Annotated in this window: 17 protein-coding genes; 8 read left to right on the forward strand and 9 right to left on the reverse strand. The window is 57.2% G+C overall.

Annotated elements, in window-relative coordinates; all coding sequences use genetic code 11:
• The first annotated feature begins 184 nt into the window (after positions 1-184).
• Entirely contained in the window at positions 185-391 is a 207-nt protein-coding gene (locus tag J3362_RS17305) for a cold-shock protein (RefSeq protein ID WP_008176018.1), read from the forward strand.
• A gap of 72 nt (positions 392-463) precedes the next feature.
• Here the strand turns inward: J3362_RS17305 and J3362_RS17310 are convergent, their stop codons facing one another.
• A complete protein-coding gene (locus J3362_RS17310) occupies positions 464-943 on the reverse strand; it encodes an Lrp/AsnC family transcriptional regulator (RefSeq protein ID WP_349521435.1) in 480 nt (159 codons plus the stop codon).
• 157 nt (positions 944-1,100) lie between these two features.
• Between J3362_RS17310 and J3362_RS17315 the strand changes: the two genes are divergently transcribed.
• The 4 genes from J3362_RS17315 (at position 1,101) to J3362_RS17330 (ending at position 7,796) form a co-directional block, all read left to right on the forward strand.
• Positions 1,101-4,619, forward strand: coding sequence for an indolepyruvate ferredoxin oxidoreductase family protein (locus J3362_RS17315; RefSeq protein WP_349521436.1), 3,519 nt, complete (start codon positions 1,101-1,103; stop codon positions 4,617-4,619).
• Positions 4,612-5,799 carry an amino acid aminotransferase gene (locus J3362_RS17320; RefSeq protein WP_349521438.1) on the forward strand — a complete coding sequence of 396 codons (1,188 nt, stop codon included), beginning with the start codon at positions 4,612-4,614 and terminating at the stop codon, positions 5,797-5,799. The genes J3362_RS17315 and J3362_RS17320 overlap by 8 nt, the downstream gene beginning before the upstream one ends.
• 56 nt (positions 5,800-5,855) lie before the next feature.
• Positions 5,856-7,238 (forward strand): sodium-dependent transporter, encoded by a 1,383-nt coding sequence (locus J3362_RS17325; RefSeq protein ID WP_349521440.1) that lies wholly within the window; start codon positions 5,856-5,858, stop codon positions 7,236-7,238.
• 138 nt (positions 7,239-7,376) lie between these two features.
• Positions 7,377-7,796, forward strand: coding sequence for a universal stress protein (locus J3362_RS17330; RefSeq protein ID WP_349521442.1), 420 nt, complete (start codon positions 7,377-7,379; stop codon positions 7,794-7,796).
• Between the two features lie 7 nt (positions 7,797-7,803).
• On the opposite strand, the gene J3362_RS17335 is transcribed toward J3362_RS17330, so the two are convergent.
• Together J3362_RS17335 and J3362_RS17340 are read right to left on the reverse strand one after the other, a co-directional pair.
• Positions 7,804-8,772: a M23 family metallopeptidase gene (locus tag J3362_RS17335; RefSeq protein ID WP_349521444.1), complete on the reverse strand. Its 969-nt coding sequence runs from the start codon at positions 8,770-8,772 to the stop codon at positions 7,804-7,806.
• Complete coding sequence (locus J3362_RS17340) at positions 8,772-9,632, reverse strand: DUF6544 family protein (protein WP_349521445.1); 861 nt, start codon at positions 9,630-9,632, stop codon at positions 8,772-8,774. Before J3362_RS17340 ends, J3362_RS17335 begins: the two co-directional genes overlap by 1 nt.
• A 106-nt stretch (positions 9,633-9,738) precedes the next feature.
• Here J3362_RS17340 and J3362_RS17345 point away from each other — a divergent pair, with 106 nt between their 5' ends.
• Positions 9,739-10,593 carry a PA4780 family RIO1-like protein kinase gene (locus J3362_RS17345; protein ID WP_349521446.1) on the forward strand — a complete coding sequence of 285 codons (855 nt, stop codon included), beginning with the start codon at positions 9,739-9,741 and terminating at the stop codon, positions 10,591-10,593.
• Positions 10,594-10,611: 18 nt separating this feature from the next.
• Here J3362_RS17345 and J3362_RS17350 read toward each other — a convergent pair whose 3' ends face one another.
• The 4 genes from J3362_RS17350 to J3362_RS17365 form a co-directional block, all read right to left on the reverse strand.
• Entirely contained in the window at positions 10,612-11,082 is a 471-nt protein-coding gene (locus J3362_RS17350; protein WP_349521447.1) for a MaoC family dehydratase, read from the reverse strand.
• Positions 11,083-11,109: 27 nt separating this feature from the next.
• Positions 11,110-11,565: a CopD family protein gene (locus tag J3362_RS17355; RefSeq protein WP_349521449.1), complete on the reverse strand. Its 456-nt coding sequence runs from the start codon at positions 11,563-11,565 to the stop codon at positions 11,110-11,112.
• 21 nt (positions 11,566-11,586) lie between these two features.
• On the reverse strand, positions 11,587-12,648 hold the full coding sequence (locus J3362_RS17360; protein WP_349521451.1) for a GGDEF domain-containing protein: 1,062 nt from the start codon (positions 12,646-12,648) through the stop codon (positions 11,587-11,589).
• Positions 12,649-12,740: 92 nt separating this feature from the next.
• The gene (locus J3362_RS17365) at positions 12,741-13,412 is read right to left on the reverse strand and encodes an SDR family oxidoreductase (RefSeq protein ID WP_349521453.1); all 672 of its coding nucleotides are present in this window, start codon (positions 13,410-13,412) and stop codon (positions 12,741-12,743) included.
• 146 nt (positions 13,413-13,558) lie between these two features.
• Between J3362_RS17365 and J3362_RS17370 the strand changes: the two genes are divergently transcribed.
• The gene (locus J3362_RS17370; RefSeq protein WP_349521455.1) at positions 13,559-14,389 is read left to right on the forward strand and encodes a M90 family metallopeptidase; all 831 of its coding nucleotides are present in this window, start codon (positions 13,559-13,561) and stop codon (positions 14,387-14,389) included.
• A 64-nt stretch (positions 14,390-14,453) separates the two neighbouring features.
• Positions 14,454-14,630: a DUF2897 family protein gene (locus tag J3362_RS17375; protein ID WP_349521456.1), complete on the forward strand. Its 177-nt coding sequence runs from the start codon at positions 14,454-14,456 to the stop codon at positions 14,628-14,630.
• A gap of 40 nt (positions 14,631-14,670) precedes the next feature.
• Here the strand turns inward: J3362_RS17375 and J3362_RS17380 are convergent, their stop codons facing one another.
• Entirely contained in the window at positions 14,671-15,180 is a 510-nt protein-coding gene (locus tag J3362_RS17380; protein ID WP_349521457.1) for a copper chaperone PCu(A)C, read from the reverse strand.
• Between the two features lie 95 nt (positions 15,181-15,275).
• Entirely contained in the window at positions 15,276-17,552 is a 2,277-nt protein-coding gene (locus tag J3362_RS17385) for a bifunctional diguanylate cyclase/phosphodiesterase (protein ID WP_349521458.1), read from the reverse strand.
• Between the last annotated feature and the right edge of the window lie 202 nt (positions 17,553-17,754).

Raw genomic sequence — 17,754 nt, forward strand, 5'->3', positions numbered from 1 at the left:
CAGGAGTACAGTGGGCCTCGTTGGAAAGATTTAGCAAAGCATTTCATCAATAAGACCGCTCAGCTGTAATAAGTAGCACGTCCTGTTTTTGATCACGCCAGTTTTTTGTTTCCGCATACCGCCGATCAGCCATCAAAAAGATGACGTGACGGCACATTAAATGATTGAAATCAGGAAGAATACTATGTCTACAGTTACCGGCAACGTTAAGTTTTTCAACGAAGCAAAAGGTTTTGGCTTTATCACTCGCGAAAGCGGCCCGGACGTTTTTGTTCACTACAGCGCTATTCAGGGCGGCGGTTTCAAGACTCTGGCTGAAGGCCAGCAGGTCGAGTTCACCGTTACCCAGGGCCAGAAAGGTCCTCAGGCGGAAAACGTAGTTGCCCTGTAAATAACAGGCTACACGTTTAGAAAAAGGCAGCTTAGGCTGCCTTTTTTCGTTTAGGTACCCCCTTTACTGAATCTATTGAATACCTTCCACCGGGATCGTCTCGGTATTTTTTATCTCCCGCAACGCAAAGTTCGAATTCACCTGGGCAATGCCCTGCAGGGTGAAGATTTTTTCGTTCAGGAACCTGTCGTAACTGGCCATATCCGGCACGATTACCCTGAGCACGAAATCGGCATTACCGGTCACCGCAAAGCACTGAAGCACTTCCGGATAACTGCTCACCTGCTGCTCAATCTCTGCCGTGCTATCGATGTTGTGCCGCTGCAGTGACAGATTGACGAGCACGCACAGACCCTGACCAATGCGTTCCGGATCCACTCTTGCGCTGTATCCCTGAATCACACCGCTTTCCTCAAGTGCGCGCACCCGGCGCCAGCACGCGGCCGGTGACAAACCCACCTGTTCAGCCAACAACTGATTGCTGATACGCCCATCCTGCTGCAATACGGAGAGGATTTTCCGGTCCAGCTTGTCCAGATCTACCTGTTTCATTTGGTAACACCTGATTTTTATCAAAGGTTCTTTCTCTTTATTGTCTTTTATCAAACATCCTTTCGCAAATCCTGAAAACCTCCTTCCAATAAGCAAGCACCTTTTGTGGACTTCCCTCTAGAATTTTGGTCATAAAATCGACAAAAAGGAGGGCACCATGTCCGCCGATACCCCACAACTCGACGATTACAAACTCGAAGACCGTTACCTGCGGGAATCCGGCCGGGTTTTTCTCACCGGCACACAGGCCCTGGTCCGAATTCCGTTGATGCAGGCTGCCCTGGATCGCAAGCAAGGCCTGAATACCGCCGGCCTGGTCAGTGGCTACCGTGGTTCACCTCTCGGCGCGGTCGACCAGGCACTCTGGCAGGCGAAAGATCTGCTGGACCAGAACCGGATCGATTTTGTTCCCGCCATCAACGAGGATCTTGCCGCGACGATCATGCTGGGTACTCAGCAGGTAGAAACCGATGAAGACCGTCAGGTAGAGGGCGTATTCGGCCTCTGGTATGGCAAGGGCCCGGGCGTGGATCGCGCCGGCGACGCCCTGAAACACGGCACCACCTATGGATCTTCCCCCCATGGCGGCGTGCTGGTGGTGGCAGGGGACGATCACGGCTGCGTGTCGTCGTCCATGCCCCACCAGTCTGACGTGGCATTCATGAGCTTCTTCATGCCCACCATCAACCCGGCCAACATCGCGGAGTACCTGGAGTTCGGTCTCTGGGGTTATGCCCTGTCCCGCTACAGTGGCTGCTGGGTCGGCTTCAAGGCAATTTCGGAAACCGTGGAAAGCGCGGCTTCCGTCGAGATCCCGCCGGCGCCGGATTTTGTCACCCCGGATGATTTCACCGCCCCTGAAGGCGGTCTGCATTACCGCTGGCCGGACCTGCCGGGACCGCAACTGGAAACCCGGATCGAGCACAAGCTTGCCGCCGTACAGGCCTTCGCCCGTGCCAACCGCATTGACCGGTGCCTGTTCGAAAACCCGGAAGCCCGCTTCGGAATTGTCACTACCGGCAAGGGTCATCTGGACCTGCTGGAAGCTTTGGATCTCCTGGGCATTGATGAAGACAAGGCTCGGGATATGGGACTGGATATCTACAAGGTCGGCATGGTCTGGCCTCTGGAGCGCCGCGGCATCCTGGACTTCGTTCACGGCAAGGAAGAGGTGCTGGTCATCGAAGAAAAGCGCGGCATCATCGAGAGCCAGATCAAGGAGTACATGTCTGAGCCGGACCGTCCCGGTGAAGTGCTGATTACCGGCAAACAGGATGAGCTGGGGCGCCCGTTGATTCCCTATGTTGGCGAGCTGAGCCCTAAGCTGGTTGCCGGCTTCCTGTCTGCCCGCCTTGGTCGCTTCTTCTCGGTGGACTTCAGCGAGCGCATGGCTGAAATCAGTGGCATGAGCACTGCCCAGGATCCGGGCGGCGTCAAGCGCATGCCCTATTTCTGCTCAGGCTGCCCCCACAACACCTCCACCAAAGTCCCTGAAGGCAGCAAGGCCCTCGCGGGCATCGGCTGCCATTTCATGGCCTCCTGGATGGGCCGGAATACCGAATCCCTTATCCAGATGGGCGGTGAAGGCGTCAACTGGATTGGCAAGAGCCGCTATACCGGCAATCCCCACGTGTTCCAGAACCTCGGCGAAGGCACCTACTTCCACTCCGGCTCCATGGCAATCCGCCAGGCAGTCGCCGCGGGCATCAACATTACCTACAAGATCCTGTTCAACGACGCAGTCGCCATGACCGGCGGCCAGCCTGTGGATGGGCAGATCACCGTCGACAGGATTGCCCAGCAAATGGCCGCAGAAGGGGTGAATCGGGTTGTTGTGCTCAGCGACGAGCCCGAGAAATACGATGGCCATCACGACCTGTTCCCCAAGGACGTCACCTTCCACGATCGGTCTGAGCTCGACCAGGTGCAGCGCGAATTGCGTGACATCCCCGGCTGTACCGTACTGATCTACGACCAGACCTGTGCCGCCGAGAAACGCCGCCGTCGCAAGCGCAAGCAGTTCCCGGATCCGGCCAAGCGGGCCTTTATCAACCATCACGTGTGTGAAGGCTGTGGCGACTGCTCGGTGCAGTCCAACTGCCTCTCGGTGGTTCCCCGCAAGACGGAGCTGGGACGCAAGCGGAAGATCGACCAGTCATCCTGCAACAAGGACTTTTCCTGCGTTAACGGTTTCTGCCCAAGCTTCGTGACCATCGAAGGCGGCCAGCTGCGCAAATCCCGCGGCGTTGACACCGGCTCCGTACTGACACGCAAGCTGGCTGATATTCCAGCCCCCATACTGCCGGAACTGACAGGCTCCTACGATCTGCTGGTGGGCGGCGTTGGCGGCACTGGCGTGGTGACGGTCGGACAGTTGATCACCATGGCGGCCCATCTGGAATCGCGCGGTGCCTCGGTACTGGATTTCATGGGCTTTGCCCAGAAAGGCGGCACGGTGCTGAGCTACGTTCGTATGGCACCGTCTCCGGACAAACTCCGCCAGGTGCGAATCAGCAATGGCCAGGCCGATGCGGTCATCGCCTGTGATCTGGTTGTGGCGTCATCCCAGAAGGCCCTGAACGTTCTCCGGCCAAACCACACCCGGATCGTTGCCAACGAAGCGGAACTGCCCACTGCCGACTACGTGCTCTTCCGCGACGCCGATATGAAGGCCGACAAGCGCCTTGGGCTACTGAAGAACGCCGTGGGCGAGGATCACTTTGATCAGCTGGACGCCAATGGCATCGCCGAAAAGCTGATGGGCGATACCGTGTTCTCCAACGTGATGATGCTCGGTTTTGCCTGGCAGAAAGGCCTTCTGCCGCTGTCAGAAGCGGCTTTGATGAAGGCGATTGAGCTCAACGGCGTCGCCATCGACCGGAACAAGGAAGCCTTCGGCTGGGGCCGGCTGGCGGCCGTGGAGCCGAGCGCAGTCACGGATCTGCTGGACGACAATAATGCCCAGGTTGTTGAGGTCAAACCCGAACCAACCCTCGACGAACTGATCAACACGCGGCATAAGCATCTGGTCAACTACCAGAACCAGCGCTGGGCCGACCAATACCGGGACGCAGTTGCCGGAGTCCGGAAAGCTGAGGAGTCCCTCGGTGAAACCAACCTTCTGCTGACTCGCGCAGTGGCCCAGCAGCTTTACCGGTTCATGGCCTACAAGGACGAATACGAAGTCGCGCGACTGTTTGCCGAGACCGACTTCATGAAAGAGGTTAATGAAACCTTCGAAGGTGACTTCAAAGTCCACTTCCATCTGGCCCCGCCCCTGCTCAGCGGCGAAACCGATGCCCAGGGTCGCCCGAAAAAGCGCCGGTTCGGCCCCTGGATGTTCCGCGCCTTCCGGCTGCTGGCGAAACTTCGCGGCCTGCGCGGAACCGCAATCGATCCGTTCCGCTATTCTGCCGACCGCAAGCTGGACCGCTCCATGCTGAAGGACTATCAGAGCCTGGTAGACCGGATCGGTCGTGAGCTCAACGCCAGCAACTACGAAACCTTCCTGCAGCTTGCCGAGCTACCTGCCGATGTCCGCGGGTACGGCCCTGTGCGGGAGCAAGCGGCAGAAAGCATTCGTGAAAAGCAGACTCAGCTGATCAAGGCGCTGGATACCGGTCGCCCGACGTTGATTCGCACCCAACAGGCTAACGAGGAGGACAATCATGTTTGAAGCACTCCAGCCCCTACCCCAGGATCCGATCCTGCAGTTGATGCAGACCTTCCGTGAAGACGATCGACCGGACAAGGTGGATCTGGGCATCGGTGTCTATAAAGATGACGCCGGCAATACGCCTATCATGGCCGCCGTGCACGAAGCCGAGCGTCGCCTGCTTGAGGGCGAAACCACCAAGAGCTACGTGGGCCCTGCCGGTTCCGCCGGCTTCAACAGCGCCATGGCGGAGCTGATCCTGGGCAGCAACAGCGCACTGGTCCGCGACGGTCGCGTATCGGTCATCCAGACACCGGGCGGCTGCGGCGCCCTGCGAATGGCCGCCGAGTTTCTGCGTCTGTGCAACGCGGGCACCAAGGTCTGGGTCAGCACGCCCACCTGGGCCAACCACTTGCCTTTGCTTGGTGGCGCCGGCCTGACCATTCGCGAATATCCGTACCTCAATCCAGAGACCCTGCAGGTAGACTTCGGCGCCATGCTGGAAACCCTGGAACAGGCGGATGCGGGCGACGTGGTGTTGCTGCACGGGTGCTGCCACAACCCCTCCGGCGCGGACCTGAGCCTGGCCCAGTGGCAGGAAGTGACCAGCCTGATCCAGCGCAAAGGCCTGCTGCCCTTCGTGGACATGGCCTATCAGGGCCTTGGCGAAGGCCTGGACGCGGATGCGGCTGGCCTGAGGCACTTGGCCAGTGCAGTACCTGAAATGCTGGTCGCAGCCTCGTGCTCCAAGAACTTTGGCCTCTACCGGGAGCGCACCGGCGCCCTCGCACTGGTTTCGGAAACCGCAACCGTGAAAGCCGCCGCCACCAGCCAGCTGCTGAGCGTCATCCGGTCGCATTATTCAATGCCACCGGCCCACGGCGCCTCAATTGTGGAGACCATCCTTGGCGATGACGACCTGCGAGCCCAGTGGCAACAGGAGCTAAACGGTATGTGTGAGCGCATCCTGCATCTGCGTCACGCTTTTGCCGGCGCGCTTTCACCGGTCGGCGATTTCGACTTCATCGCCCGTCAGCGAGGCATGTTCTCGTTCCTCGGAATCAGTCCGGAGCAGGTTGGCCGGCTACGGAAGGAGCATGGCATCTACATGCTGGAAAGCAGCCGCGTAAACGTTGCCGGTTTGAACGACCGCGTCTTGCCACAAGTCGCTTCCGCCCTGCGCGAGGTGCTCGGCAAGTAAATACTTTTTCGACAACAACCAATCAATCCGACAAAAACAATTAGCCGGAGAGAAGAATGAGTGAGAGTAACCAACCACACCAGCAGGCCAATAACCTCTGGTCCTCACGGATGGCCTTTATCCTGGCTGCAGCTGGTTCAGCCGTTGGCCTCGGGAACATCTGGAAGTTTCCGTACATTACTGGCGAGAACGGCGGCGGCGCCTTCGTTCTGATCTACCTGGCCTGTATCTTCCTGATCGGCGTGCCGGTACTGATTGCCGAAACCATGATTGGTCGGCGCGGCGGCCAGAGCCCCGTGGCCACCATGCGTACCCTGACAAAAACAGAAGGTACCGCGAGGGGCTGGAGAGCCATCGGCTGGAATGGCGTTATCGCGTCCTTCCTGGTGCTGTCTTTTTACGCCGTGATTGGCGGCTGGGCCCTGGTCTATATCGGCAAGGCCGCAACCGGGCTGTTTACCGGAGCAGATGCCGAAGCCATCGGCGGCCAGTTCGGCGGGCTCCTTGCCAACCCCTGGGAACTGCTCATGTGGCACTCGGTGTTCATGGTGATCGTGGTGTTCATCGTTGGCAGGGGCATTCGCTCGGGGCTTGAGAAAGCTGTGAATATGCTGATGCCACTGTTGTTCGTACTGTTGGTTGCCATGGTGATCTATGCCATGAACAGCGGCAGCTTTGGCCGGGCCGTGAGTTTCATGTTCTCGCCGGATTTCAGCAAACTGACAACGGCGGGGGTTCTGACTGCCCTGGGGCACGCCGCCTTTACGCTCAGTATCGGTATTGGTGTTCTGATGGCCTATGGCTCCTACCTGCCAAAAACCGTAAACATTGCGCGGACCGCCATGACCATTGCCGTCGTGGACACCAGCGTTGCGCTTCTCGCGGGGCTGGCCATCTTTCCCCTGGTATTTGCCAATGGCCTTGAGCCAGGGGCAGGGCCCGGCCTGATCTTCGTGACCCTGCCACTGGCCTTTGGCCAGATGAGTGGTGGTGCGCTGTTCGGCACCATTTTCTTCGCCCTGCTATTGGTAGCAGCCATCACCTCGGCCATTTCCATGCTGGAACCGGTGGTCGAATGGCTGGAAGAACACAAAGGCGTGAGTCGAGCGAAAAGCGCCATTGGTGGCGGGCTCGCGATCTGGTTTATCGGTATCGGTACCGTATTGTCCTTCAACGTCTGGGAAAGTGTGCACCCGCTTGGCTTTATTCCGTTCTTCGAGGGCAAGACGGTCTTCGACCTGCTCGACTTCCTCGTCTCCAACCTGATGATGCCTCTCGGCGGACTCGCCATTGCGCTGTTTGCCGGATGGGCGATGAAACGTGAGAGTCTGCCGGCCGATATTGGTCTGCAAGGAAGCAGCTACAAGGCATTCATGTTCGTACTCCGGTATCTGACGCCTGCCGGTATCGCCGTGGTTTTCCTATACAACCTGTTGTAAGGCCATCCCGGCTTCTCCAACCGCAAAAGCCCGGTGAACTTCACCGGGCTTTTTTTGACATACCCAACAGGGCACTGCCAATCTGAATTCAGGACATCAGACCCATGTCTGTATCGCAAGCGGAAAAGGAGAACTCTTATGTACAGCAAGATCCTCGTTCCGGTCGACCTCGCCCATACCGATAAAATGGTGAAGGCGCTCAATACATCCATTGATATTGCCAAACACTACAACGCCACCCTGTGCTACGTCACCGTCACCAACAGCACCCCGGGAGCGGCCGCGCACAACCCGCAAGAGCTCGCAGAGAAACTGAGGGTGTTCGCGGAGGAGCAGGGAAAATCCCACGGGATCAGTACTGACAGCATGGTGATTGAATCTGCTGATACCGCCGTGGAGCTTGAAGACAAGTTGCTTGAGGCAATCAAAACAACCGGGACAGATCTGGTAGTGATGGCTTCACATCCGCCGGGTATTGGCGACCGGCTACACATTCTCCATTCGAACGGCGCCAATATCGTTAAACACAGCGATATTTCGGTTTTCGTCGTTCGGTAACGAGGAACTATCGGGCGCCAGGCTCTTTCACGCGGAGCCTGTCGTTCCTTACGGGAAATGCGCCATCAATAGTCAGCGCCAGCGGCTCACCTGCGAGCGCCGCCTCCTCAGGCAGCCCCCGCTGGGCGTGGACGTGAAGATGGGGTTCTGAGCTGTTTCCGGAATTTCCCATCTCTGCAAGGAAATCGCCGATCGCCACCCGGTCACCGTTAGAGACGTTGACGCTGCCGCTCCTGAGATGGGCCAGGAGCACGAAGAAGCGGCCACAGTTGATCGCCACATGGTTACCCGCCATGTGATCGCGGTCCATTACCGGAACCGGCATATCCTCCAGGCCATCGACAACCTTCGCTATCTCGCCATCGCAGGGCGCCAGCACCGGGGTGCCGAACGTTGTGTAGCGGGCCGGATCGGAAGGCAGCCAGCCATTCTTGTGAATGCCCAACGGCGAAATCCGGAAAATATCCAGGGCGCGGCTTTGTCCCCGCCAGGGCCTGAAACGCTCAACCGCAGTATCCAGCGTTTTCAAATGCACATTCACCATGGCGTTGGAACCGCCATGGGCCACCAGATAGGTGCCAGGCCCGAACGGCGGTGCGATGTCGACAGTTTCAACCGCCGGCACAGCCCTCCCCTGGTAGGCCATATACGCCATGTAGGCGCCAAAGCAGCCCAGACCGAACCCAAGAAGGACAAATAAGGCCTGCCCGGCTGAGACTCGCCAGAGACCGCTTCCCTGAAACCGCCCCCGCCAGAGATGTAACACTACGATAAGCGCGAAAACCCCGTCATAGATATACGGCACCCAGTAAGGGGGCATCGTCCAGAGGGCGGCCAGACCGAGACCAATGAGCACGCCTGCCACCGACAGTACCTGCACGCCAAGTGCAAGCCATCCCCGGGCAGGAAACAGTGCCAGCCAAACCAGCAGAACAACCGGTAGAACGAACTGGGTAAGCAGTACCATCAGCGACATCAGTCATCACTCTCGGTCACATTGGATCGCGGAAATTCTAAATTGGTCACTTCGGCAATGAAGAAGGGAAAATAATCCTCCGTGGCAAAGAAATTCCCGGCTTCCACGCGAGTTGGCACAACAAATCCATCGAACTCTCGAAACTCTGACAGGTATCCGCCAAACGGCTGCAGGCGGTGGACTTTTTCCGCATTCGCATTGCTCCACCGGTCAAAACTCACCTGGACCGGCCGGCCGTCTTCGGCCACCACAACATCCACCGCCTGCTCCATGCCATCATGGCGAACAATCACCCTGGCCGTATTTATATCGACCAGCTTCCAGGCAACACCCGGGCCTGGCAGCAGTGCCGCCGGCGTCCAGAACACCGCCTCTGCCACATACCGGCCGAACGCCGAACGGGTGTGGTCCGGATCGCCACCCATCCGGGCAACCGGGAACAAGCCCATCAGCCAGAACCGGGTCCACTGTTCAGTGTCTGAGCCCGAAATCTGGAGCCGGCCGCGGTTGGCGCTCATTTTCCAGATAAATCCTTCCGGTACGGCCAAAACCTGGGTGGCCTGCATGTCCATGTAGTCGGGCGACTCCCGATTGCCCATTCCGAATTTTCCATTCATGGATATCCGGGCCACGGTGTAGAGCGGCGTACCAGGCTGAATGGTATACCGGAAATATCGCCTGGCGGGCTCGGGCAACCCTTCAAGAAGAGAAAGATCAAAACGCTCCGGTGCAGCCGGCTGCAGAGCCGCCAATCTCGCCATGGCAGACTGGTCCGCTGTGTGATCCGCCTGACGCCAAAACCAGAGGGCGACGGTGACTGCAACCAACAGAATCAACAGGATCAGGAAAAAGATTTTCATGTAAGCTATGCTCCGTAGCAGTCATTGTCCCTGCCCTGCCCGAATCCGGCCTTGTTCCAGATCAACGAACGTGGCTGGCCGACTCACTGTCAGTCTGAAAGGTTTTATGAAAGTACCAAAGAGATTACAACCACTTGTTGATGACGGCATGGTGGACGAAGTGCTCTACCAGTTGATGAGCGGCAAGGAGGCGCAGGTTTATGTGGTGCGTTGTGGAGATCAGACACGCTGCGCCAAGGTCTTCAAGGAAGCCTCCAAGCGAAGCTTCAAGCAGGCTGTGGAATACCAGGAAGGCCGCAAGGTCCGGAACAGCCGCCGGGCCCGAGCCATGAGCAAGAAAACGAAATACGGTCAGAAGGAACAGGAAGATGCCTGGCTCAACGCCGAGGTAGATGCCCTTTACCGGCTTGCCGCGGCGGGCGTCCGGGTTCCCGAACCCCTGGGCTTCGTGGACGGTGTGCTGCTGATGGAACTGGTGGCGGACGAAGATGGCAAGGCCGCACCCAGACTGGATGATGTCACCCTGTCCCCGGAACAGGCCCGTGATTTCCACGATCAGGTCATCCGCGAGGTGGTCCGCATGTTGAGTGCCGGTCTGATCCATGGCGATCTGTCGGAGTTCAACGTTCTGGTCGATGCCAACGGGCCGGTCATCATTGATCTTCCCCAGGCCGTCAACGCGTCCGGCAATAACAACGCGGAACGCATGCTGGAGCGCGACGTAGACAATATGCGCCGCTATTTCGGACGCTTCGCGCCGGAACTTTTGAACACCGATTATGGCAAGGAGATCTGGGCGCTCTACGAGTCCGGCGACCTGCACCCGGATAGCAAACTCACCGGCTGTTTCCAGCACGACGATACCGCGGCTGACGTCGACGAACTGATGGAAATCATCGATGCGGCAAAAGAGGAAGAATGGGAGCGACAGGAACGGATGAGGGACGCCGAGGAGGACTGACGCCTTAGCCGGTGCTGGTCAGCTGGCAGACGTGGTTTTCTCCTCGCTGATCATTGCTGACATCAACTGCTGTTCCTTCGGCCCGGGTAAAACACCCGTTAACGTGGCTTCGATAACCGGCTCACCATGCTGATTCGAGAGCACCGCTTCGGCCCGGGCCCGGTTCCTTTCATCCACTTCTGTGATGGTGAATACACAGGTGACGGTATCGCCGAAATACACTGGCCGGCGGAAGCGAAAATTCATGCCGGACGCCAGCCAGCCAATCTGCCCACCCACTTCCGTGATCATCCCGCCAACCAGCAAGCCATGGCAGATCTTTCCCTGCAGGTTCTTGGCCTGGGCAAACTCATCGCTGTAGTGAACCGGATTCTGATCCCGGCTGATTTCGCCAAAGGAAAGGGTCTCACCCTCGGTGAACGTTCGCGCCAGGGTAAACGAATCTCCGGCTTTCAGGCCGGCAATGGCTCTCTTTCGAATATCAGACATGGTATCGATCCCCGATCGCCCAGCCGGTTACAGGTACCGACCGCCCGACCCTATCGCGACCACAATGAGGCCGAGAATCAGATTGATGCCGACTAGCCGGCGGATTTTTCCCACCTGAACACCGCCAGCCTGCGGATCCTTGTCTGCAACCGCCTGCTTGAGCCGCCGGAAAGGCGCAAAATACACGTGGAAGTAGAGCAGCATCATCAACAGGCCGAGCGTCTGCATGGCATGAATATGCCAGCCGGCACCAGCCATACCGCCAAACACATTGAAAATCATCCAGTAACCGGTGACCAGGAGCAACACAACTGACAGCCACACCCAGCGAAAGAACCGCTCTAGCGTCCTGGACCAGAGAACGCCCCGTTGCGAGGCTTCTACTACCTCAACAACGGCCGGGCGCATCGCCATATAGGCGAAGAACATACCGCCGACCCAGACAACCGCCGACAGAACGTGCAGTGCAATTGCAAGACTCATCAAAGCTACCCCTTTATGTCGTCAGATGGTTTCCAGCTCGACCCGATTCCGGCCGCCGGTTTTACCCCGGTAAAGCGCTTCATCAGCCCGGCTGACAGCCGCACTCAGGTCTTCGCCAGCCCGCAGTTCGCTCACACCGATACTGATCGTAACATCGGCATCACCACCAGTAATCGCGCTCCAGTCCCTGGCCAAAAACGCATTCCGTATCCGCTCCGCGCTTGCCTGCGCTTTGCCGGAATCCGTATCAGGGAGGATGGCCAGGAACTCCTCGCCGCCCCATCTACCGATCAGGTCCTGAGCCCGCAACTCCTCACGAATCACATCGGCAACAAAACCCAACACCCGGTCGCCGGTTTCGTGACCATAGGCGTCGTTGATTGTTTTGAAATGATCGACATCCAGCAGAAGAAAGCCAACCGGGTGACCGCTACGGCTGAACCGGGCCAGTTCTTTTTCAGCCAGATAGGTCATGTGCCGGCGATTGAAAAGCCCGGTCAGTGAATCCGTTGTTGCCATTTCCCGGAGCTTGCGCTGGGCTGTGACCACCATTCTCAGATAATAGGAAGCCAGGTAACTGAACATGGCGAAGACCACGCTCAGGTTAAAAAGATGGACGATATGCAGAGCCGTTTGATGAATCGGCTGTAACGGCTCGACGTACCACATCAGGACATCCAGGGCGATGTAGTAACCCCACAGGGCTGACAGCGCATAGATGGCCCATTTCCGTGATGCGGACACACAAATCGCCGGTATGAACATCAACAGGTAATAATGGAAACCGCTCTCCCATCCAATCAGAACGATGCCAAGGCCGGCGTGGCCAAGCACTTCGGCCCAGATGAGTACGACTGCAATATTGTTCTTGTGGTATTTGAGTGCGTAATAGGCCCCGGCGTACATGGCCACGCTGACCACATTAACCCACGCCAGAATCGGCGACCCCAAGGCATGGAAAAGAAAAAAGAAGATGACATCCACGGTTCCGGCAATCTGGGCACACCGCATGGCCAGACGCCAGAATTGGGGCCTGCGATCCCGCTCAGGCTCATAAGTCATTGGAGTAGTCGCACTTTTCATTTACAGCAGAATTCCTTTTTAGGTAGCAAGAATACTCGTTAAAACAGAATTCTGCCTCACTCCAATGTAAACAAATGAAAATGTTTTCAGAGTTACCACGGCAGCTCTTCGCCGTTGCTATGCCAGAACGACCCGGTATTCTCCAGAGTCAGGCCATCAATCCGTTCTGCCAGGCCTCTTGCCGATTCTTCCGGGGTAATCAACCCGCCAAAATTCACCATACGGGTTTGGACATAGCCGGGATGCAGCTGCGCCACGGCGATACCCCGCGGTTTCAAATCCATCGCCAGGGACTTGCCAAAGGCATTTAGCGCTGCCTTGGAAGCACGGTACCCATAGCGGCCGCCGGAATCATTGTCGGCGATAGAGCCCATGCGGCTGGTTATGTTGGCGATTTTCCCTCCAGAGGGGATTTTTTCGAACAAGGCTTCAGCCACTCTCAGCGGAGCATAGGCATTGATCTCCATCTGGGTGCGGATGGAATCGAAATCGATACTGCCCAGTTTCTCGTCCTGCAGCAGACCGGCATTGTTGATCAACAGATCGATACGCTCGCCCTCAAGACCGGCTACGAGCTCGGCCACGCCCCCATCGGTCGTCACGTCGACGCTCTCGATAATCCGCTTGGCAACCTCTTTCAGCTCCGGCGAGGCTTCCCGGCACGCGCCGATCACGGAGCAACCGCGGCCTGCATACAGCCGGGCGAGCTCCAGACCAATGCCCCTGTTTGCCCCGGTGATTACAACAGTGGAATTCTCGGACATATCAGCCTCCTCAACGATCAATACAGTTCATGCAGCTTCACATCCCCTGCACCGAAGAACAACCAGCAATACGGGACCTGACTGCGTGCAGATCCAATTTTTCTGTAAGATACGGGGTAATTCAATCAATGGTCGCTGGGAGCAGCATGTCAGCAGCACTTGTTTTCGCAGTCTTTGCAGTGACCCTGATCGCAGCAACCATATTCTACCTCTTCTTCTACCGCGCCTGGCGGAGGGAACGAGAACTGAGGGCCCCCTTTCCAATACCCTGGCGCGAGCTTCTTGATGCGAACGTGCCGCTTTACCCACAGCTTCCGGAAGCCCTCAAGCAAACGTTGGAGCAACGGGTCCAGCTTTTTCTCTCCGAGAAAGAATTCTATGGCTGTGACGGCTTTGAGGTGGACGACGCGGTGAGAGTGACCATTGCCGGCCACGCCTGTTTGCTGATTCTTGCCCGCCCCTATTCGGATTTTGACGAGGTAAGCAGCATTCTGGTCTATCCCGATGCCTATCACGTCAGAGACATTGAAAGCGATGGTCTGGTTGTCAGCGAAAGTAATGAAATACGGGCCGGCGAGGCCTCAAGCAGGGGCCAGGTGGTGCTGGCCTGGCCAGAATGTGAGGAGGCAGCCAGGAACCCGCACAGTGGCCATAACGTCATGCTCCATGAGTTTGCACACCAGCTGGACTACCTGGATGGCACCGCAGACGGGGCGCCGCCGCTCAGTGGCGAGCAGGCCCGACACTGGCAAAGCTCCATGACGACGGCCTATGAAGACCTGAGGCATTCCCTGCAGCACCACCACAGATCGTGGCTTGATCCATACGGCGCAACCGAACCGGCGGAATTTTTCGCCGTGCTCACCGAGGCATTTTTCCAGCAGCCTCGCCATCTCAAGCGCGAACAGCCCGAGGTCTACAAGGCCCTACAAGGGTATTACCGACTCGATCCCACGGCTTTCTGGAAGGATGCATGACAGTTGTGGCAGATCAATGCGTGGTCCACTATGTAGGAAAGCGGATCAACTGGTGGAGGTGTACATGCCAGCCATAGGATGGATATTCATAGTTGTTGCCCTTGCCTTGATCGTGGGTAGCCTGGTGATACTGCGTGACAATGCACACAGCATGAAAATCTCCGATGAGAAGATGAAGAAAATCCAGGCGCGGAAGGCTGAGATCGAGGCTGAAGAGAGCGCCGAAGACAGAGAGTGGTAGCTTTGGGGGCAGCCGCGAAGCCTGCCCCGGGCAGGTTTGATCAGTGTCCGCTGTGGCCCATACTGTTGCCGGAGTGATCCATGCTCTCGCTTTTCATCATCTCGCCATCAAGCGACTCGACATTCAGCTCAACCTGCATTTCGTCCGCCCCCTCAAAGGTCAGGGTCAATGGAATGCTCTCACCCTCGCGCAACGGACTTTTCAGTTTCTCCAGCATCAGGTGAAAACTGTGGGGCTTCAACTCCACGGTGGTACCCGCCGGTATGGCGAGCCCGCCCTTGACCGGTGCCATTCGCATTACACCATCGTGCATGCTGGTCTCATGGATCGATACGCTACCTGCCCTCGGGGTTGCGGCCCCAACCAGGGTGATATCACTGCTGCCGCTATTGGAGATACTCATGTAACCCACGCCCATGGGCGTGCCAGGCGGTGTGGGCCGACTCCAGGGATGATCGACCTTGACCGGGCCATGGCTGTAATCATGGGCAAATGCTGTCGGGGCAACCAGGGCCAGGGCCAGCACAAACACGCTCAGGCAATACTTCATGTCCAGTGTTCCTTGTCGATGGTTCAAAACCAAAGGATAGAAAGGGTAGGCCACGGATCCAAGCTTTTCAGTGCGACGAATGGTCGCAGACTGGGTCAATGCCCGATAGCGAGAGCCGGGGTCGCTCTCAGTCTGTCCAGGGTCTCCGGACGACTGAAGTAATAACCCTGAAAACGTCGACAGCCCATCTCGACCAGGGCGCTGGCCTGGGCCTCATCTTCAACACCCTCGGCAACCAGCTCCATGTTATGGCTACGGGCAATGGCAATAATACTCCGGATCATGTTCGCGGCTTTTTCGTCTTCCAGAATGGTATCGACAAAGCTCTTGTCGATTTTCAACTCGTCAAGCGGCAGCTTTCGCAAAAGACTGAGCGAGGAGTAACCCGTACCGAAATCGTCCATCGAGATTCGTATCCCGTTCTCGCGCAATCGTTCGATCGACTTCAGAACTTTATCAAAGTCACTCATGAAAAGGCTCTCGGTGATCTCGAGAACCAGCTCACCGGGCGACACACGGTGCGTTGCCAGAACCTCAAGCACTGCTTCAACAAAGTCTGGCTGGCGAAACTGGATAACGGAGATGTTGATAGACAGGTCCACGGAGCCACCGACCTGGTCACGAAACAGGCTGTATTCGCGAATACTGGTTTCAACCACAAATCGCCCGAGAGGAACCATTAGCCCACTTTTCTCCGCAACCTCAACAAATTCCGCGGGCGAAACAAAGCCGAGTTCCTCATCCTGCCAGCGAACAAGTGCTTCCAGTCCGACCGCTTTTCCAGTCTCATCTACCTGAGGCTGATAAACCATGTACAGGGAGCCAGATGCCAGGCCGTACCTGAGACGCTGCTCGACCGACAGCCTGCGCAGATAGGCCATTTCCATCTCACTTCGATAAATGCAGACGTCGTTCCGGCTTTGCTTGGCCTCGTACAGCGCAAGATGGGCACTTCGAATCAGCTTGCTGAGAGAATCCCCGTCATCCGGAAAGCAGGCCACACCAATACTCGCCGTCACCTGCAACCTCAATCGACCCACTTCGAAAGTACGGGACAGGTCGCCGGCAAGCGACACACAGGCTTTTTCAACATCGTCGAGGTTGGTGTTCGGGGTCACAATGGCGTACTCGTCGCCACCGAGCCGGGCAAGATCGTCCCGGCTTTCAACCAGTTCGGCGAGCCGACGACCGAACTCCAGAAGGGTTTCATCTCCGGTCTCCAGCCCGAACCGGTCATTGATGCCTTTAAAGTTATCAATGTTGATCACAATGAGGCAGAACGGTTTTCTATCCGGAACCAGGTTGTCGAGGCGGTCCAGCAGCCCATTGCGATTCAACAGCCCTGTCAGATCATCGTGCCGTGAGAGGTAGGAAAGCTCCAGATGCCGCTTTTTCTCGGCGTTGTCGATAATCCGGAACCCCTTGTAGAAAACAACCCCGACGACCAGGAATACCAGCAGATACTGCAACATGGATTGGAAAAATTCCCGGTAAAGCGGAGCAAACCGGGTTTCCGAGATGGACCACAACTGGTAACGGGCGTTGAAGACAGCAGCCGTCAGATAATCCTCACCCTGGCGTCGGGTTCGGATAACCACCGAATCACTGCCCTGCATGACCTCCTCTACGCTCTTGCCGAGCTCCTTTTCGAACGCTGCCCTATTTGTCTCCCTCTGGTCCATCGGCACCCGGATTTGCGAATACTGTTGCGGGCCAATGCCGTCAGCCGACATGAACTGAACATAGCCATCGGTTTCCCGGAACAGCATTACGGTGTCAGAGTCGCCGTCATGCAGTGTCTTGCCAAAAACCGAACCGCGACCATCAAGCCGCATGCCGGCTGTCATGACGGCAACGACTTCCCCGCTCGGGGAACGTATCGCTTTCCGGATCGGTATAACCCACGCGCCAAGGGCGTCTACGAAATAGGTCCGGCCCACGACCATTGCATCGGAAGACAGTGCTCCCAGGAAACTGTCACGGGTCTCGGGGTCGGTTTTCAAATTCGGAAGAGTCGACAGATCGAGGTTGGTGCTGACACGAACCAGCGTGCCGTCCGGCCTGGCCAATCCAAAGCCCACGAGCATGGGGTTGGCGGCGAGGATGCTGTCGAGCAAGGGGATCTGTCGACTGCCTGACAGGAGGTTGTCCTGACTGAGCAACTCGCGGCCAATAACATCGAGAACCAGCTCCTGGGTTCGCAGGATGCTGTCAACGGACTGTGCGACCAGCTCGACACGGGCGGACTGGTAAAGCTTCTCGTCCGAAATAAGGCCCTGCCAACGAAAGAACAGAACAGTACTGAGGAGCAACAGGCCACCGAGGAGGATAAGAGCGAAGAGTGTCCAAAGATTGCGTTTGAGAATCGCCAAAAGCAGTTCCAGGAATTCAGGAGATTGAACGACGGCCTTGCGTCAGTATACGGGAGAGCCCGAAAAGCGCATTACTATTTACCGTTAATTTGTAGGTTGTTAATTGCCATGGAACTAAATGCGTCGATTCGTGACAACAGAGTAATTCCGCGCCCATCAGCGATCAGGATATCGGGTGTACTATTCTGAGAAGCTCAACGGC

It is taken from the genome of Marinobacter sp. NFXS11, assembly GCF_040148675.1.
Classification (GTDB): domain Bacteria; phylum Pseudomonadota; class Gammaproteobacteria; order Pseudomonadales; family Oleiphilaceae; genus Marinobacter.

Excerpts from the sequence above, each read along its gene's own strand:
- J3362_RS17330 (WP_349521442.1), top strand. The coding sequence starts at position 7,377 with ATGTACAGCAAGATCCTCGTTCCGGTCGACCTCGCCCATACCGATAAA.
- J3362_RS17305 (WP_008176018.1), top strand. The coding sequence starts at position 185 with ATGTCTACAGTTACCGGCAACGTTAAGTTTTTCAACGAAGCAAAAGGT.
- J3362_RS17360 (WP_349521451.1), bottom strand. The coding sequence starts at position 12,648 with ATGAAAAGTGCGACTACTCCAATGACTTATGAGCCTGAGCGGGATCGC.
- J3362_RS17370 (WP_349521455.1), top strand. The coding sequence starts at position 13,559 with ATGTCAGCAGCACTTGTTTTCGCAGTCTTTGCAGTGACCCTGATCGCA.
- J3362_RS17365 (WP_349521453.1), bottom strand. The coding sequence starts at position 13,412 with ATGTCCGAGAATTCCACTGTTGTAATCACCGGGGCAAACAGGGGCATT.
- J3362_RS17310 (WP_349521435.1), bottom strand. The coding sequence starts at position 943 with ATGAAACAGGTAGATCTGGACAAGCTGGACCGGAAAATCCTCTCCGTA.
- J3362_RS17350 (WP_349521447.1), bottom strand. The coding sequence starts at position 11,082 with ATGTCTGATATTCGAAAGAGAGCCATTGCCGGCCTGAAAGCCGGAGAT.
- J3362_RS17320 (WP_349521438.1), top strand. The coding sequence starts at position 4,612 with ATGTTTGAAGCACTCCAGCCCCTACCCCAGGATCCGATCCTGCAGTTG.
- J3362_RS17380 (WP_349521457.1), bottom strand. The coding sequence starts at position 15,180 with ATGAAGTATTGCCTGAGCGTGTTTGTGCTGGCCCTGGCCCTGGTTGCC.
- J3362_RS17340 (WP_349521445.1), bottom strand. The coding sequence starts at position 9,632 with ATGAAAATCTTTTTCCTGATCCTGTTGATTCTGTTGGTTGCAGTCACC.
- J3362_RS17355 (WP_349521449.1), bottom strand. The coding sequence starts at position 11,565 with ATGAGTCTTGCAATTGCACTGCACGTTCTGTCGGCGGTTGTCTGGGTC.
- J3362_RS17375 (WP_349521456.1), top strand. The coding sequence starts at position 14,454 with ATGCCAGCCATAGGATGGATATTCATAGTTGTTGCCCTTGCCTTGATC.
- J3362_RS17315 (WP_349521436.1), top strand. The coding sequence starts at position 1,101 with ATGTCCGCCGATACCCCACAACTCGACGATTACAAACTCGAAGACCGT.
- J3362_RS17325 (WP_349521440.1), top strand. The coding sequence starts at position 5,856 with ATGAGTGAGAGTAACCAACCACACCAGCAGGCCAATAACCTCTGGTCC.
- J3362_RS17345 (WP_349521446.1), top strand. The coding sequence starts at position 9,739 with ATGAAAGTACCAAAGAGATTACAACCACTTGTTGATGACGGCATGGTG.
- J3362_RS17335 (WP_349521444.1), bottom strand. The coding sequence starts at position 8,772 with ATGTCGCTGATGGTACTGCTTACCCAGTTCGTTCTACCGGTTGTTCTG.